15 protein-coding genes and 1 tRNA gene are annotated in these 16,625 nt (G+C 42.9%); 3 read left to right on the top strand and 13 right to left on the bottom strand.

From position 1 onward, the window contains the following. Positions 1-118: 118 nt before the first annotated feature. Both ARB69_RS10645 and ARB69_RS10650 read right to left on the bottom strand, forming a co-directional pair. A tRNA-Pro gene (locus tag ARB69_RS10645) sits at positions 119-193 on the bottom strand. A 69-nt stretch (positions 194-262) separates the two neighbouring features. Next, on the bottom strand, positions 263-721 hold the full coding sequence (locus ARB69_RS10650) for a hypothetical protein (RefSeq protein WP_055153047.1): 459 nt from the start codon (positions 719-721) through the stop codon (positions 263-265). Between the two features lie 20 nt (positions 722-741). Here ARB69_RS10650 and ARB69_RS25970 point away from each other — a divergent pair, with 20 nt between their 5' ends. Genes ARB69_RS25970 through ARB69_RS10660 form a run of 3 tightly spaced genes read left to right on the top strand, consistent with a single transcriptional unit; the run spans position 742 to position 1,751 of the window. After that, positions 742-864 (top strand): spore coat associated protein CotJA, encoded by a 123-nt coding sequence (locus tag ARB69_RS25970; protein WP_083487071.1) that lies wholly within the window; start codon positions 742-744, stop codon positions 862-864. Then, positions 861-1,130: a spore coat protein CotJB gene (locus ARB69_RS10655; protein WP_055153049.1), complete on the top strand. Its 270-nt coding sequence runs from the start codon at positions 861-863 to the stop codon at positions 1,128-1,130. The genes ARB69_RS25970 and ARB69_RS10655 overlap by 4 nt, the downstream gene beginning before the upstream one ends. 3 nt (positions 1,131-1,133) lie before the next feature. Then, on the top strand, positions 1,134-1,751 hold the full coding sequence (locus tag ARB69_RS10660; protein WP_050640920.1) for a manganese catalase family protein: 618 nt from the start codon (positions 1,134-1,136) through the stop codon (positions 1,749-1,751). A 200-nt stretch (positions 1,752-1,951) separates the two neighbouring features. Here the strand turns inward: ARB69_RS10660 and ARB69_RS10665 are convergent, their stop codons facing one another. The 11 genes from ARB69_RS10665 to ARB69_RS10715 all read right to left on the bottom strand — a co-directional run bounded on the left by ARB69_RS10665 (position 1,952) and on the right by ARB69_RS10715 (position 16,594). Then, on the bottom strand, positions 1,952-3,256 hold the full coding sequence (locus tag ARB69_RS10665; protein ID WP_055153051.1) for a S1C family serine protease: 1,305 nt from the start codon (positions 3,254-3,256) through the stop codon (positions 1,952-1,954). Positions 3,257-3,357: 101 nt separating this feature from the next. After that, on the bottom strand, positions 3,358-5,184 hold the full coding sequence (glmS, locus tag ARB69_RS10670) for a glutamine--fructose-6-phosphate transaminase (isomerizing) (RefSeq protein WP_050640925.1): 1,827 nt from the start codon (positions 5,182-5,184) through the stop codon (positions 3,358-3,360). Positions 5,185-5,262: 78 nt separating this feature from the next. After that, positions 5,263-7,752 (bottom strand): glycosyltransferase family 2 protein, encoded by a 2,490-nt coding sequence (locus ARB69_RS10675; RefSeq protein ID WP_083487070.1) that lies wholly within the window; start codon positions 7,750-7,752, stop codon positions 5,263-5,265. 25 nt (positions 7,753-7,777) lie between these two features. Beyond that, entirely contained in the window at positions 7,778-8,371 is a 594-nt protein-coding gene (locus ARB69_RS10680; protein WP_050640926.1) for a hypothetical protein, read from the bottom strand. Positions 8,372-8,390: 19 nt separating this feature from the next. Then, positions 8,391-9,128: an ABC transporter ATP-binding protein gene (locus ARB69_RS10685; RefSeq protein WP_050640927.1), complete on the bottom strand. Its 738-nt coding sequence runs from the start codon at positions 9,126-9,128 to the stop codon at positions 8,391-8,393. A gap of 9 nt (positions 9,129-9,137) precedes the next feature. Beyond that, positions 9,138-9,914 carry an ABC transporter permease gene (locus tag ARB69_RS10690; RefSeq protein WP_050640928.1) on the bottom strand — a complete coding sequence of 259 codons (777 nt, stop codon included), beginning with the start codon at positions 9,912-9,914 and terminating at the stop codon, positions 9,138-9,140. A 215-nt stretch (positions 9,915-10,129) separates the two neighbouring features. Further along, complete coding sequence (locus tag ARB69_RS10695) at positions 10,130-11,578, bottom strand: cohesin domain-containing protein (protein ID WP_055153053.1); 1,449 nt, start codon at positions 11,576-11,578, stop codon at positions 10,130-10,132. 3 nt (positions 11,579-11,581) lie between these two features. Further along, positions 11,582-12,907, bottom strand: coding sequence for an LCP family protein (locus ARB69_RS10700; RefSeq protein ID WP_050640930.1), 1,326 nt, complete (start codon positions 12,905-12,907; stop codon positions 11,582-11,584). A 95-nt stretch (positions 12,908-13,002) separates the two neighbouring features. Beyond that, positions 13,003-13,920 (bottom strand): glycosyltransferase, encoded by a 918-nt coding sequence (locus tag ARB69_RS10705; RefSeq protein ID WP_055153055.1) that lies wholly within the window; start codon positions 13,918-13,920, stop codon positions 13,003-13,005. 11 nt (positions 13,921-13,931) lie between these two features. Next, positions 13,932-15,161 (bottom strand): LCP family protein, encoded by a 1,230-nt coding sequence (locus ARB69_RS10710; RefSeq protein ID WP_055153057.1) that lies wholly within the window; start codon positions 15,159-15,161, stop codon positions 13,932-13,934. Positions 15,162-15,190: 29 nt separating this feature from the next. Then, positions 15,191-16,594, bottom strand: a complete 1,404-nt coding sequence (locus ARB69_RS10715) for an undecaprenyl-phosphate glucose phosphotransferase (RefSeq protein ID WP_050640933.1) — start codon at positions 16,592-16,594, stop codon at positions 15,191-15,193. Between the last annotated feature and the right edge of the window lie 31 nt (positions 16,595-16,625).

Consider the following 16,625-nt stretch of genomic DNA (forward strand, 5'->3'; position numbering starts at 1 on the left):
ACCACCGTCTGTTTGCTTTGCCCGCATTTTGCGGGCTTTTTTTATCAATTGGTTCGCCATTTGGCGAACTTTCCTATTATATAAGAAAAGCAGTGCTTCTTATGCACTGCTACTCTGATCGGGGTGACAGGATTCGAACCTGCGACCTCACGGCCCCCAGCCGTGCGCTCTAACCAAACTGAGCCACACCCCGCCTCACTTGTTCTATTATATAAGACTTTTGCCAAATTGTAAAGTGGAACCTTTTTAATTTTCTTCCATACTATAATATTGTAAATGATATGGAAGGAGATATCGCAAATGGCGAATTGTCAAAACAATATGCGCTACGGCAGACAAATGAACTATAATAACTGCCGCAGCATGCCGAACGGTAATAATAACTGCCGTCCTGCACCTGCCCCCATGCCAAGAACTGACCGCCAGTGCGGAGCACCGGAGCCTTGTGGATGCCGCACTCCAGAGCCACGCAAACCAGAACCATGTGGTTGCCGCACTCCAGAACCACGTAAACCGGAACAGTGCGGTTGCCGCGCTCCAGAATCCCGTAAACCAGAACAGTGCGGTTGCCACACTCCAGAACCACGTAAACCAGAACAGCGCGGTTGCCGCACTCCGGAACCATGCGGACATCATCCGGAACACCACAAACCAGAACAGTGTGAATGCCGCACTCCGGAACGCCATCCCTCACAGCCGTGTGGATGCCGTTATGATGCATTGGAAGATTTCCCAATTGCTATGGCATACGTGCCCTGGCAGAAATGGCGGAATTTATACGAACCTTGTAAAGGCTTCCAGAGAGGTACAATTTTTGAAGACCTCTCAAAACCATTTCATGGAAGAGGAGGGTGTAATCGATGAGTGAACGTCCATGCAAAAAAGATTTACTTGACCATATCAATGCGGTCAGCTTCGCGGTGGATGACGTGAAACTTTTTCTTGATACCCACCCCTGCGATGAAGATGCACTCGCTTATTTTCGCGAGTACAGCCGCATGAGAAATGAGGCTCTGAAAGAATATGCCGCATACTATGGTCCTCTTACAATTGATACCACTGTCTATTCCTGCGCTGACAGGTGGGACTGGATCAATGAGCCATGGCCATGGCAGGAAGGAGGATGTTAGTATATGTGGGGTTATGAAAAAAGACTGCAGTATCCAGTAAAAATTACACAGACCAACCCGAAAATTGCTCAGATCATTATTACACAATTCGGGGGACCCGACGGCGAACTCGCTGCTTCCATGCGCTATCTTTCTCAGAGATACACAATGCCTTACAAAGAGGTGACCGGTATTCTGACAGATATCGGTACGGAAGAACTGGCTCATATGGAGATGATCTGTGCCATTGTCCATCAGCTCACCAGAAACCTGACACCGGAAGAAATTGAGAAATCCGGCTTCGGTACCTATTATGTAGACCATACCCTTGCGCTCTGGCCGCAGGCGGCGAGCGGAATGCCGTGGACAGCAACTGTGTTCCAGTCAAAAGGCGATCCAATCACCGATCTCCATGAAGATATGGCTGCAGAACAAAAAGCTAGAACTACTTATGACAATATCCTGAGACTGGTGAAAGATCCAGAAGTCTGTGATCCTATTCGTTTCCTGAGAGAACGTGAGGTTGTTCATTATCAGAGATTCGGAGAAAGTTTGCGTATCGTTCAGGATAATCTGGACAGTAAAAACTTCTATGCCATCAATCCTGAATTCGATATTCGTCAGGACTGCGGCTGTAAATAAAGTGGCATCAGCAGGCTCTGTCAGTTGATGTAAACTCTTCATACGAACGGTTTATAAGTTTAAAATACAGGACGCTGCCTTACCATAAAGGCTGCGTCCTGTATTGTATTTATGCGGTATCTGCCGCTGTGTGTTCTTTTTATCCCTGCAGGAAATACATCGAAGAGGTCCTGCAGGTATATATCTGCGTTCCTATATGGCTATTCCGCCTTTGCACCTAATGTTACCTGATAGGTATTTTCAGTGTATTCCCCGTTACTTCCTGGAACCTGAACCGTCAGCGTCACGGTGTCACCTTTTGCATAATATCTTAACTGTTCTTTCAGTGTATTCATGCTGTCAATGGTAGTTCCATTCAATGCTGTTATAACTCCGCCCTTTGTCATTCCAGCTGCTTTTGCTCCGCCTCCGCTGGTAACATCTGTCACATAAACGCCAAGCGGCATATTAAATCTCTGCGCGTTCTCAGAGGTCACATCAATACCTTCGATTCCCAGATATCCTCTGTCTGCTTCCGCAACTTTGGATTTTGTCTGCTGATTCATAAGATTTGTAATAATATCTGACACATCGCTGATCGGAATTGCGTAGCCGACACCTTCAACAGAGCTTCCTACGAGTTTGGAGGAGTTAATTCCGATAACCTCTCCGTTTGCATTCACCAAAGCGCCGCCGCTGTTACCTGGATTGATCGCTGCATCTGTCTGAATCAGTCTGACATCGCTGGTTGTTGTTTCACCTGTCATAGTGTCTGTAGTCGTACTCTCACGATCCGTCGCGCTTATAACACCAGTCGTAACAGACTGGCCGTATCCGAGTGCGTTTCCGATGGCAATGGCCGGCTCCCCAACTTTCAACTGAGTAGAATCTCCCAGGGTAGCTACTGCAATCTTATCCATTGTATCTTTGGAAATCGTATCCAGCGGCACGGCAATGACTGCCAGGTCATGGGACGGGTCTGTCCCTTTAATATCTGCCTCAAGGCTTGTGCTGTCATCGAATGTAACTGTCAGTGTCTCACTGCCTTCCACCACATGATTGTTCGTTACAATCAGAAGTTCCGAGTCATTCTGGGCTATGATAATACCCGTACCTGCACTCTCGCTTTGCTGCTGAGATATGCCTCCGAAGAAATCCTGCACCTGCTGGACGCTCATATTGGTGATTGAAACAATGGAAGGCATAACGCTCTCCACAACACCGGACACATCCGATGTGATGACACTGGATGTTTTGGTAAGCGAACTGCTGTTAACCGGAGCCGTATTCTTGGCCGTTGTATTAGACGACTCATTCAGACCCAGTACCTTACTGCCTACAATATTAGATGTTAAAAATGTTGCGCTGGAGACAACTCCAAATAATAGAGCGCATCCGGTTACTACCACAGCCTTGGGCATTTTCTTTTTTGGTTTTCTGCTGTGACTGTTATGATCCGGCTGGCTATTATACTGAGCATTCCCCTGCTGTCCTTCGGGATTGTAATAATTATATTGGTTTTCCATACAAATACCTTCTTTCTCTTGTATTTTATATTGATATAATAGCCGCTCTTTGTGATGGAATTGTGTTTATTTATTTAACAAATTTTGAAACAGCAGTTATTTTATTCAACTGTTACCGATTTAGCGAGATTTCTCGGCTTATCCACATCGCAGCCCCTGCCTACAGAAATATAATATCCAAACAGCTGAAGCGGGATGATAGCCAGGGAATTTGTAAAATAACGGTTTGTCTCCGGTATATAGATTACATAGTCAGCTGCGCGCTCTACCTCGTCGTTGCCCTCGTTTGTAACAGCCAGAACAAACGCCCCCCGGGTCCGGACCTCCACCATATTACTGATCATCTTCTTATACAAATTCTCCTGCGTCAGAACCGCGGCTACAAGCGTCCCCTCCTCAATCAGGGAGATCGTACCGTGTTTTAACTCACCTGCAGCATATGCTTCCGAGTGTATGTAAGAAATTTCCTTCAATTTCAAGGAGCCTTCCATAGAAATCGAATAATCGATTCCCCTTCCGATAAAAAATACATCTCTGGCCGCCAGATATCGATTGGCAAATTTCTGAATTCTGTTTTTATTATTCAGAAGCAGTTCTACCTGATCCGGAATCCGTTTCAAGTCCTCAATATACGTCTTTAGTTCCGCATCGGTTATTTTTCCCCGTACTTTTGCAAATTTCATAGCCAGCAGATACATCGCGATGAGCTGACAGGAATATGCTTTGGTGGTAGCCACCGCGATCTCTGGTCCTGCCCAGGTATACATGACATTATCGGCCTCCCTGGCAATGGAACTTCCCACCACATTTACGATTCCCAGAACCTTGGCCCCTCTTGCCTTTGACTCCCTCAGGGCCGCCAGTGAATCTGCTGTCTCACCCGACTGGCTGATGATAACAACCAGGGTTCCCTCCTCAATGATGGGATCCCGGTATCTGTACTCCGAGGCCAGGTCCACTTCCACGGGAATCCTCGCCATTCCCTCGAATACATATTTACTGGTCATCCCTGCATGGTATGCGGAACCGCAGGCTACGATCATGATCTTGTCGATCTTTTGTATCTCCTCGTCCGTCATATTCAGCTCTTCGATCACGATATCACAGCCTTTGATGCGCGGTGAAAAGGTATCTGTAATCGCTTTCGGCTGCTCATACATCTCCTTCAGCATAAAGTGCTCATATCCGCCTTTTTCGGCGGCATCCACGTCCCATTCGATATGGGTGGACTCCTTTTCAATCGGTTCCTCATCCACATTGAAAAACTCCATGGAGTCCGCAGTCATTCTGACAATTTCTTCGTTTTCTATAAAATAGACGTCTCTCGTATACCTTAGCACTGCCGGCACATCGGATGCTATAATGCAGCCTCCCTCAGATTTGCCGACAATAAGCGGACTGTCCTTGCGTACCGCATAAAGCTCATCCGGATGGTCTTTAAACATAATTCCCAGCGCATAGGATCCCTCCATACGGTGCATAATCTTCGTGATCGTCTGCAGCGGATTTCCCTGGTAATAATAGTCCAGCAGATGGGCGATCACCTCCGTATCCGTATCCGATATAAATTCATACCCTTTATTTACCAGTTTGTTTTTCAGTTTCAGATAATTCTCTATAATTCCATTGTGTACAACGATGATACTCTCTTCTTTATTGAAATGCGGGTGTGCATTGACATCGGACGGTTCCCCGTGGGTAGCCCATCTCGTATGCCCGATTCCCACCGTTCCCGGCAGGGTCGCCCCGTCATGGGTCAGCTCATTCAGTACCTTGAGGCGGCCCTTGGATTTCTTCATCTCGATCTCCTGCCCGTCATATACTGCAATGCCGGCGGAATCATAACCGCGGTATTCCAGTTTTGCCAAACCGTCCAGCAAAATCGGGGCTGCCTGTTTTTCACCTACATATCCAACTATTCCACACATAATGTAACTCCCTTCATACTGTCTAACTCATCTGGTACAATAGTTCAGACAATTCTGAACTCTTACTTTTTCTGCATCTTACGGCAATGTATAAGGCGCCTGGTTAATTGCAAAATTAGGGTTATAGAACGGATCACCATTTTCCAGTATCTCCGGCCATTTCTTCTGAAATTTTTCTACTTCTTTCTCAAAACGTTTTAACTTTTCTGGAGTATCTTCGTAGCCTCTAGATTTTGATTCATAGTGATGCCACTCTGAAAATGCATTATAAACTATCAGTTTATCTGCTTTTCTTAATTTCAGGCAGAGATCCACATCATTGCAGGCAACAGCAAATTGTTCGTCAAAGCCGCCTACCTCCTCAAAAAGGGCCTTCTTGGTCATCAGGCACGCGGCTGTTACCGCACTATAGTTGCAGTTTATCCGGGCCCTCACCATATATCCATAGTCATCGCGCTTCAGTCCTACGTGTACATGTCCTGCATAATTTCCGAAACCAATGACTATCCCTGCATGCTGTACTGTATCATCAGCATACAGCAGTTTCGCTCCTACAGCTCCCACATCCTTCCGCATACAGATACCAAGCATCTCTGAAAGCGCAGATTCTGTTATCATCTCCGTATCATTATTCAGAAACAGCAGATATTCACCGGCAGCATACTGTACACCAAAATTATTGATAGCAGAATAATTAAATCCTTCTTTCCAGTATACTACTTTAACATTGGAGTATTGCTCTTCCAGATATTTATAATATTCAAAGGTTTTCTTTTCGCTGCTGTTGTTTTCTATGATAATAAATTCGTAATTTTTATAAATACTCCGTTTCTGAATTGATTTAATACAGAGGTCTAAGTCCTCTATATGGTCTTTATTTGGTATAATAATAGATATTTTAGGATCTCCCGGAGTCGCATATTTTACATGGTACATTCCCCACAGTCCCACGTGCTCAACAGACGCTTCGATTCCAACTCGTTTTAAGTGCTCTTCGATTGCATGTTTTCCTGCTTCATATGCATACATTTTGCTTGCAGGATCACCGGCTACAGAATTCATATGAATTCTCCAATGATATAATATTTTCGGTATATGCCGTATCTTATCAGACTCTTCAATGCATCTGAACATCAAATCATAATCTTGAGATCCGTCAAATTCACTTCTGAACCCACCAATTTTTTTAATAATTTCTGTCTTAACAACGAAGAAATGCGTAATATAATTATGGGAACGGAATAAGTCCATGCTGAAATCCGGCTTAAAATTCGGATCATTGAACTCCGAACCGTCTCCTGTCATCTTATCCTCATCTGTATAGAGTATATCGTATCTGTATTCCTGTAATGCACTTGCCACTTCAAAAAGGGCATCCGGTGTCAGTACGTCATCATGGTCAAACAGCCCCACATAATCTCCGCTCACTAAATCCAGCGCTGCATTTGTATTTCCTGAAATACCAAGATTTTCTTTTAGTAAACAATATTTGATTCTGCTGTCCATGACAGCATACTCCTCAAGAATTCTTTCTACGTTTTCGTCACCACCGCTTCCGTCGGCAATACACAGCTCCCAGTTCTGATAGGACTGATTCCTGACAGAATCAATCATCTCCCGTAAAAAAATCTCCGGAGTTTTATAAGTGGGAACAATAATACTGACTTTCGGCTGCCATGCAAATATGGTCTCTCTCTGCTTTTTCAAATCTGCTTCTGTTGCTTTATTTTCCTCAAACCACTGTTGATATGGTTTCCCCTGTGCATTTACACAGGACAAAATGTGATCCTTCAATCCATGCAATCCATTTTTCCGAAGGTACTTCATCCCTTTTTCTATGTTCTTTTTATTTAATGCCTTTACAAACCGTACTGCAAACTGCTTGCTGCGCTGTGCTCTCTCGTACTTTTTAAGTTTTACCGGATCAAGCCGGATCTTTTTCCGTTTCACCCCGTCTTCTATAACCAGTGTATAGCATTTTCCTGGATCGCATATAAATTCAACTATAAATCCGCATTCCACATTGTGCGCCTCAATGAGCCCTGCATCCTCTACATCTTTGCGCTTTGTCCTCTGCATTTTTACTTTTAGAGCCTTGCCCATATCATCCCTTACACTGACATGCACCTTATCTGTACCCGATGTAGATACTGCCCATCCTGATAGTATGATTTTCAGCGGCTCAACATGCACCCAGTCAATATTGTAAGAAATCGTACTCTCATCCTTTAAAGCAATGATCTCTTTACGGTCCATGGAGACAATACATTTTCTGTAACTGCCCCGGCGGATGTAAAGACGATAGCTTTCCGGAGTAACACCATTTTCGACATAAGTCTTTATGTGAAACCCGGTATCTGCAGCCGGACTATACTTTCCGTTAAACTTGCTTTGTACGTCAGGACGTACAATTTTTTTAATTCTGCTCTCCACCACTTTACCATTCACTTCTGATTCGTAGGTAAACGGCTTTCCTTTTTTCTCAAAACACCATCCATTTACACGAATATATCTTTCTGCCGGTTTTATTCTGAACTTTTTTTGATCAATATAATATTTAAAATCCATACAATCCTTCTCTTTCTGAATCTGCCTATTTGAATAACCTATACAAAAACTTAATGAACACTGCTACATATAATATAAATACCAACAGGACAATAAAGGTCTCCAGATCAAATCTTTCTGTTACTGCTTTAAGAATCATTGTTCCTGTTGTACTTACGCCTTTAATTGTGAGTTCCGTTCCTGCTTCTGTTTCAGGCTGAAAACTAAACCCTATTCCCTTAGATTCATCCACACTTTCGTTCTCAAAAATTATTTTGTACGTATTCCCCTTACAATTTTTCACAGTGTCAAATTTAAAATAATAAAAGCGTCCATTTGTTATTTTTTCAGCATCCGCAGTGCCCTGTGCCTCTAGCTTGCCGTCATTCATGTTTATCAATGAATATTTTACTTTCATTCCCGTAACATTCCCAATCACTTGGCACTTGGCACGAATTCCATCCAGTGTCTCCTCCTGACTTACAAAAGTCTGCTCTATTTCCGCTACAGCTCCTGTTGGAATATACTGACTGTTATCCACATTCTTATCATATACCAGATTATTTTTTCCTATATGGGCATACAAAAATGCAGCCGCGAGTATAAGAACAATTATAATCAGACTTTTTACTTTTTTCATCTTATCTCCTCAGCACTTATCAATAGCATTTACTATATTCTTCACAGATTTTCTCTGCATCTCCAAATTTTCTGAGCTTTCCCTTTTCAAGCCAGACAATCTTGTTGCAGATAGATTTTACCTGCTCAATGCTGTGGGATACAAACAAGATTGTTGTCCCGGAATCCATCATGTGGTGAATCCGCTCCTCACACTTTTGCTGAAAACGAAAATCTCCGACAGACAGCACCTCATCCACAATCAATATATCCGGCGTACCGATCGTTGCTATAGCAAACGCAAGCCGGGACACCATTCCTGAAGAAAAATTCTTAACCGGTACATCCATAAAGTCATGCAGCTCGGAAAACTCCACGATGTCGTCGTAATACCCCTCCATCACTTTCCTTGAGTATCCCAAAAGTGCCCCATTCAGATAAACGTTCTCCTTGGCCGTCAGATCAAAATCAAATCCTGCACCAAGTTCAATTAACGGGGCCACATTCCCATAGACTGCCACGGAACCCTGGGTAGGTTTTAATACCCCGGCTATTGTTTTAAGCATCGTACTCTTCCCGCTGCCATTGAGACCAATCAGTCCCAGAGAGTCTCCCTGCACAACCTCAAAAGATATATCTTTCAGCGCCCAAAATTCATCATAAGATACCTGATTTTTAATGCTCTTTATAATATATTCCTTAAAGCTGTCAAACTTTTCAGATGAAAGGTTAAACTTCATTGATACATTTTCTACTTTTACCACTGTTTTCCTATCCATACTCAACTCCTAAATATTTAAAATAAACTTATCCTGATTTTTATAAAAGACGTACAGACCAATCCCCAAAGACAAGCATGCCTCAACAAGTGCAATCAAAAATGAAGATAAGCTAAACATACTGTTGTTTAACATCACATCACGGAACATCATTAAAATATTAGTCAATGGGTTCAGCATGACCACTTTATATAACCAGTCAGGTAAAATCGACATCGGATAAATAACAGGTGTTAAATACAACAGACCTGTTACAAAAACTCCATATAAATGTATAATGTCTCTGAATTTAACTGTTACTGCTGACAGAATCAGACCGATTCCTAATGAAAAGAGTACCAGCAGGATCAACGGTATGGGGAATAAAAAGGCTGTCCAGTGAAGCTCTGTTCTTGTTGCCACCATAACAATCAGCATCGCTGTAAAGGATGCCATCAGATTAATCGTGCTGGAAAAAACTCTGGACAGAACAAATAAGTATTTAGGAACGTACACCTTTTTAATTAACGCTGCACTTCCTATTATAGCCGACATAGCACCCGATGTAGCATCTGAATAAAAATTAAAAATCACCTGACCGCTTAGAATATATAATGGGAAATTTTCAATATCGAATTTAAACAGATTTGAAAAGACCACGGACAAAATAATCATCATACAGAGTGGATTTAGTAAGGTCCATAGTACACCCAGAACAGACCTTCTATATTTAATTTTAATATCCCTTGCAACCAGTTCCCCCAACAGAGGTTTAAATTTCAAAAAATTTTGAATATATCTTGACAAAACAGTTACTTCTCCTCTTCTTTTGCGGTAGTTGAATCTATCAGAAGATACCCTGCAGAATAACGCGAACTGGCAGCATCCCGGGATACTGCCAGGTTCTTCCGCAAATTTTTCTTATCTATTATAGCACCCTGTTCCATATAGAGCAACGTTTTCTGTATCATGAAAAATGGCTGGTTTTCCCAGCCATTCTCTTTGATACATTCAACAGACTGTTACAAATCAATAAAATCTACTGAATAATCATCGTCATCTTTTTTCTTTCTGTTTCTGACTGAGGGTGTTTCTTCTTCATATTCTTCAAATTCGTCATCATAGGAATCATCGTCATCCTCATATTCGTCATTGAAGTCTTCGTCATATTCTTCGAAATCGTCGTCATAATCATCGTCATAATCGTCATCATATTCTTCCTTATCTTCCTGGAAACCGACAAACTGATCTCTGTCCCTCTTTCTTGACTTCGGCATATCATCCGGCTCATCCCCATCAATGTCATATTCATCATACAGGTCGTCCAACTCCTGATTCCTGCGGCTCAGTTTTACGCCCAGGACGATTATGATAATCAGCATGATAAGAAACACGCCCCATACAGCGCATAATATAATTGTCATATATTTATTTATAAAGTTTGTAAGCTTATCAGTCAGCGTATTGCTGCTCTCTTTTTTCTCTACCACTGGAAGCGTATATCTCTGGTAGGTCTTCTCTGTAGTATCATATTGGTAATATCCTTTGGTACCCTCACTGCTGAGTGCATATACTAAATAATACTCTTTTTCAGATGTATTCTGCCATGCAGTAAACACCTTTCCACCAATATCCGTTGTTGTCTCTTTATACTCTTCCGGCAGACCTTCTTTGTCCTTGTGGTCCATCAAAAAAATGGAAAGTGAAGAATTAACGTCCACTACCGCTGTCTGTGAAAAAGAGCCATCGTCACTGCTGTAAAGAAAATAGTCAGAATTGCCGTCGCTGTCCTGCAAATAGAATATATACTGCCCACTGGTCTCCTGAAGCATTGCCTTCGTCTTCTGACCGTCCAGTTCCGTATCCGCTGCCGCAAATCCATTTGGGATCACCGCCTCTGAAAAGTTTGCATTTACCGTATACTCTTTCCCGTCTACGGTTACTTTTAGCCCGTCTGAACCTGCCTGGCCTTCGTTTTCACCTGCTTCTTCCTCAGGAACCGGCGTACCACCCTGTATGGTCACCTGTGAAGTACCTAAAGTAAGATTAAGAGCTTCGTCATTGGCCAGATATGCCGTATATTCTTTTACCTCAAGTGTAGCAGTCCCTTCTTTTAGGGCCGTAAACTCCATAGAGTAACTTACTTCCATCGAAGTCCCGTCACCCTTTGCAGACAATTTGACTGTACCGTCGCCGCCAGTTGCATTTGTTCCACTTACAAATTTTAATATAGAAGGATCATAAGTGACTGTAATATCCGTGTCGCCCACAGCAACGCCTTCTGCGCCGGATATCACCTTTGCTGTGACCGTAACATTTTCTCCTGCCGCCGCTGAGGGGTCTGAAAACTGCAGAGAACCTTCTGCCGCCAATGCAACAAACGAAAAACATGAAACCGTCAGGCACAATGTCAATATTGCGGTTCCTATCTTTTTAAATGCTTTTTCCATCTTATCTACCTCTTTTGCCATCTTTTATTGTACTGCTCCACTTAACTGGTCTGAAGTTCCGCCTTCGGCTTCGCTCTCAGGATACTCGGTATTTCCACCTGTTCCAGAACTGTTTTCTCCGCTTTCCGGTACGCTGCTGCCGCCAGTGCCATCTGTATTCCCTGTACTTCCGCCGGTAACGTCCGTATTCCCTGCACTTCCATCATCATTTCCCTGGGGTGCATCATTATAATAATAGCTGCCCTCTTGTGGTTCGTAAGCTGCGGCCTCTTCATCCGAAATTATATTCGTAGCATAACTGCCTATCTCGGTACTTATCTCAGTTACAGTAGAGGACGGACTGTATCCATCATCACCAAAGAAAAATTCATGCAGCAAAAGGACATTACTCTGCAGTGTCTCCGGTACCACTGAACTGCCTACCCCGGATAAACTTGCAGTAGATTTATCGAACGGGAAACCACTCATATCTGTTAAATTATATTCAAAAGCATCTTTTGCATATGCTAAAATTTCTGTCAGTGAAAAATTAGTTTCAATCATCGGAAATACTTTATCAATGATCTTATTGATAGTAGTAAGATCAGCTGTCTGAGCTTTCTTTACAATCTGTTCCAATACCGTGCGCTGCCTCTCTGCCCGCTTGAAATCATCGCCCTGTGTATAGCGGATTCTGCAATAAGATGTGGCCTGTACTCCATCCAGTATCTGTTTGCCGGGCTGCGTCAGTTCGGTGGTCGTCTTACCTGTTACCCTTGATGTTTCCGTGCAGTAGCCGTTAGTCCAGAAAACTTCTTCTGACGTAAGATCCAGCTCAATGCCGCCCAGTGCATCTATAACATCGACCAGCGCATTAAAATTAACCGTTGCATAATGCTGTATGTCCATATCCAGATTTTTATTCAGCATGGCTACAGCCTCTTCAGGACCCCCAAAAGAATAAGCTGCATTTGCTTTATTGTATGATCCGTCCTCCTGCTGAAGCAGTGTATCCCTGAATACGGAACATAATCTGACTTCTTTATTCTCACGGTTCAGGCTTGCTATAATGATAGTGTCACTTCGTTCCCCCTCTTCGGGATTTCCCGGCCTGGTATCAAGGCCGAACAACGCCACATTCAAATATCCAGTTTCATTATGCTCAACTTCTGTCGATATATTCAGCTTTGATGCATCCAGCTTTGTGGTTTCTATCTTATTGAGCTTTGATGCCGCAAAGGCTACTCCGGCAGTTGTCAGCAGGATAACAGTCCCCCCAGCGATAGCCAGTGCTTTCTTCCATACTGCCCAAGATGCAAATCCTCTCTTCGCTCTTCTTCTGCGTCTTCTTATATTCTTTTTTCTCGCCATTGTAAATCCTTCCTAAAATATCGAATTCATGATCACAATTAATCATACAATACTTCCAGCTAAACTTCAATCTTAATTTCCGTATTCTTCCTGCTTCAATTCCAATATTTAGGATTTGAGGAGAGCTTTACTACTAGCCTTTGTGGAAGATGCTTATAACGCTGTCCCAGTTTATACCCCAGATACTTAAACCCACTTTTTATTACAAGCGGCATAATCAGCCAGGGGCTCCTTATCTTAATAAGGTATCCTGCCGTATCTCTCACCAGTCTGATTCCTTCACTCTCAGACTTAATGCCGCCAAATATATCTGGATTATCAACCTGTGAAACAGCAACATCAAAATTTCTCTTGAACTGTTGAATACAAGAATAATTATGTGAGTGAATCACCTTTGCTTCCGATGCATATACACAACTGTACCCCGCCTTCAGCATTCTCCCAGCCATAATCATATCTTCATTAAAAATTGCCTTTTTCACAAACCCCCCCAGCTCATCATAATAGGTTCTTCTGTATGCCGCACATACATTAGAACAAAAAAATGCTTTTACCCCTATTTTATCAACCGAATTTAAATCTTTTATACAACCTTCTGCCGGATAATTAAAGCTTCTCGTATAGCGTTCAATCACATCACACTTCTCGTCCGGCAACTGCCTTGCATAGGCACAGGCGACTTTATCATCCTTAAAAGCCTCAGAAAGATGCAATATAAGATCACGGTCTGCCGGAACGGCATCCTGGGTCATACAGATAAAAATATCGGCTTTACTTAAACCCGCAGCCATCCGGCGGGTTCCTCCGTGGTCAAACGCTTCCTTCTCAATCTCTTTCACTGTCACCTTGCTGTCCGGTCCCACAGCTTCCCAGGGAAATCGTCCCCCTTTTGTATGGATAATAAAAATATTCTGTATGGGATATGACTGCCTTTTCAGCCCTCTGATCAGCTTTTCAAATTTTATATCCGGTTTGTAAGCGGGAATAATAATATCTACTGTGGGTGTGTTCATAATTACTTCTCCTAATATCCTGCAGCATCTCCGTAATCAGCGCCACTGCTATCTGAGCCATCCGTATATCCATAATCTCCATTATCCTGGGTATCTGTAGATCCATAGGCATCTGTGCTTCCGGTTCCGCCTGCAGTATCCGTGTCTTCTGCACCGCCGGCGTTATCATCGTAAGAACCAGCGATTCCTGTCAGATAAGCTACATCACTGTCAATCTGCAGCACCTTGTCAGATACCTGATAATTATCCACACCAAACAAGAACTTGTGGAGCTGTCTCACATTATCAGCAAAACCAATTGATACGACAAAAGAACCCTCTAGCCCGCTTACTTCTTCCGATGTGGTAACATCAAACGGAAATCCCGACATTTCACCGATTGTATACCTTGCAGCACTTGCTGCCAGACCTACAAAATCGCTGGTAGACAAATTAGTCGAAACCTGTGGAAGTACCTGGTCAATAATTTTATTCAAAGTAGACAGGCTCGCGCTCTTCGCCTTATCAACCACCTTCTGCAGAACAGTTCTCTGCCGCTCGGCACGTTTATAATCATCCCCCTCTGTATATCTTATTCTTGCATATGAAACTGCCTGAATCCCATCTAAAAGCTGATTTCCAGGCTGGGTCAGTTCTGTTGTTTTTCTTCCTACTACCTGTGAAGTTTCCGTACAATATCCATTTGTCCAAAATACTTCCTCGGCAGTCAGATCGATTTCGATACCTCCAAGTAAATCAATCACATCTGCCAGGGCATTAAAATTCACACTCATATACTTGCTGATATCCAGGTCAAAATTCCGGTTCAGCAGTGCTATTGCCTCCTCCGGGCCTCCAAATGAATATGCGGCGTTCGCCTTCTCGTATGTCCCGTCGTCCTGCTGGGTCAATGTATCCCTGAATACAGATACAACTTTTACATTTTTTGTTTTATTGTCAATGCTTGCGATCATCATACTGTCGCTTCTTACTCCACCGTCCAGTTCTCCTTCTCTGGAGTCAAGTCCGAACAGCGCGATATTGGTAAATTCTCCCGTATCCTGATAGATCTCCAGGTTTGAGGTGTCAACCGTCTTAAAATCCAGTTTGTCCAATTTGGACATTGCATAAGCTGCTGCTCCCAAAACAAGAAGAATAATAATTTCAACTACAAGCAGTATAATTCTTTTTCTCATCTTTTTCTTATGTAACAAAGCACGCTGCTGCTTTGTCAGTTTACCCTTGGATTTTTTTCTAGCCATTTTCACTTCCCCTTAAAATTGATCTCTGCCTAATAGGCATTTTTGTTTACAAAACCCTTAAAAAACGTCAGGAACAATATTTTAAAATCAAATCCTATCGTCCAGTTCTCAATATAGTACAAATCGTATTCTATACGCTTTCTAATGGAAGTATCTCCCCTCAGGCCGTTCACCTGTGCCCATCCTGTCAGGCCGGGTCGTACCTGGTGTTTTACCATGTATCTGGGTATTTCCTCCCTGAACTTTTCGACAAAAAGCGGCCGTTCAGGCCTGGGGCCGACCAGGCTCATATCGCCTTTCAAAACGTTAAAAAGTTGTGGGAGTTCATCAATGCTTGTTTTGCGAATAAACTTACCTACGGTTGTTACTCTGGGATCATTTTTAGTAGTCCATCTGCTTTTCTCTTTTTCTGCCTCCTGCACTACCATAGAGCGGAATTTATACATGGCGAAGGGTTTGTTCTGCAGTCCCACTCTTTCCTGATTAAAAATAAGCGGACCGGGGGATGTCACTTTAATTGCCAGTGCAGTAAACAGCATAATGGGTGAAAATAATATAATTGCCACAACCGCGCCAAAAATATCGACGCTTCTTTTCACCACTTTATTCACGGTATTGTTCAGAGGAACACGCCTGATGTTAATCACCGGCAGCCCTAGCAGATCCTCAGTATATGGCTTTGTTGGAATAATATTATTATAGTCAGGAATGAATTTTGTATGCACACCTGATTTTTCACACATGTTTACAATATATTCAAGCTTATGATACTCGTCAATGCCAAGAGTTATAGCGATCTCATCCACTCTGTTTTGAGGCAGAATAATAAGAAGATTATCAATACTTCCAATGACTTTTACGCCTTTATATTCCGTGCCTCTCGGCTGATGGTCATCCAGAATTCCTCTGACGGAATATCCCCATTCCGGATTAGCCATTATCCGGTCAATATATTGTTCCGCAGCGCGGCTGTAACCAACCAGAATCATATGCTTCTGGTTGTATCCGTTTCTTCTGATATTGCGAAGAAAATATCTTATCAGGTTCCTGGACAAAACTTCCAGAAAAACATTTACCACAAAAAACACGAAAATCATTTTTCGTGAAAAGTTGGGCTGCTTTGTCAGGTAAAGAATCAGGATGAAGCCCAGCAGTCCTATCACATTTGCCTGGGTAATGTGCCATGCTTCCAGTCTTCTGCCTTGAACACGCCTTGGTGTGTACACCTGAAAGCATCCATATAGGATCAAATATCCAGGAACAATATACGTCAGCGCCCGCATATATATTTCAAAAGGCAGATACCAGCCATCTACCTCCATCAGTCCGCTTCTGAATCGCAGATACCAGGCAAGCGCATAAGAAGCTATGATGACCAGCCCGTCCAATACCACCTGCATCCGGTTCAGATATTTCTGATTGTCTTTAATCATTATTTTCACCTTGCTCGTTTATATATAATAC

It is taken from the genome of Faecalicatena contorta (assembly GCF_001404335.1).
GTDB lineage: Bacteria > Bacillota > Clostridia > Lachnospirales > Lachnospiraceae > Faecalicatena > Faecalicatena contortus_B.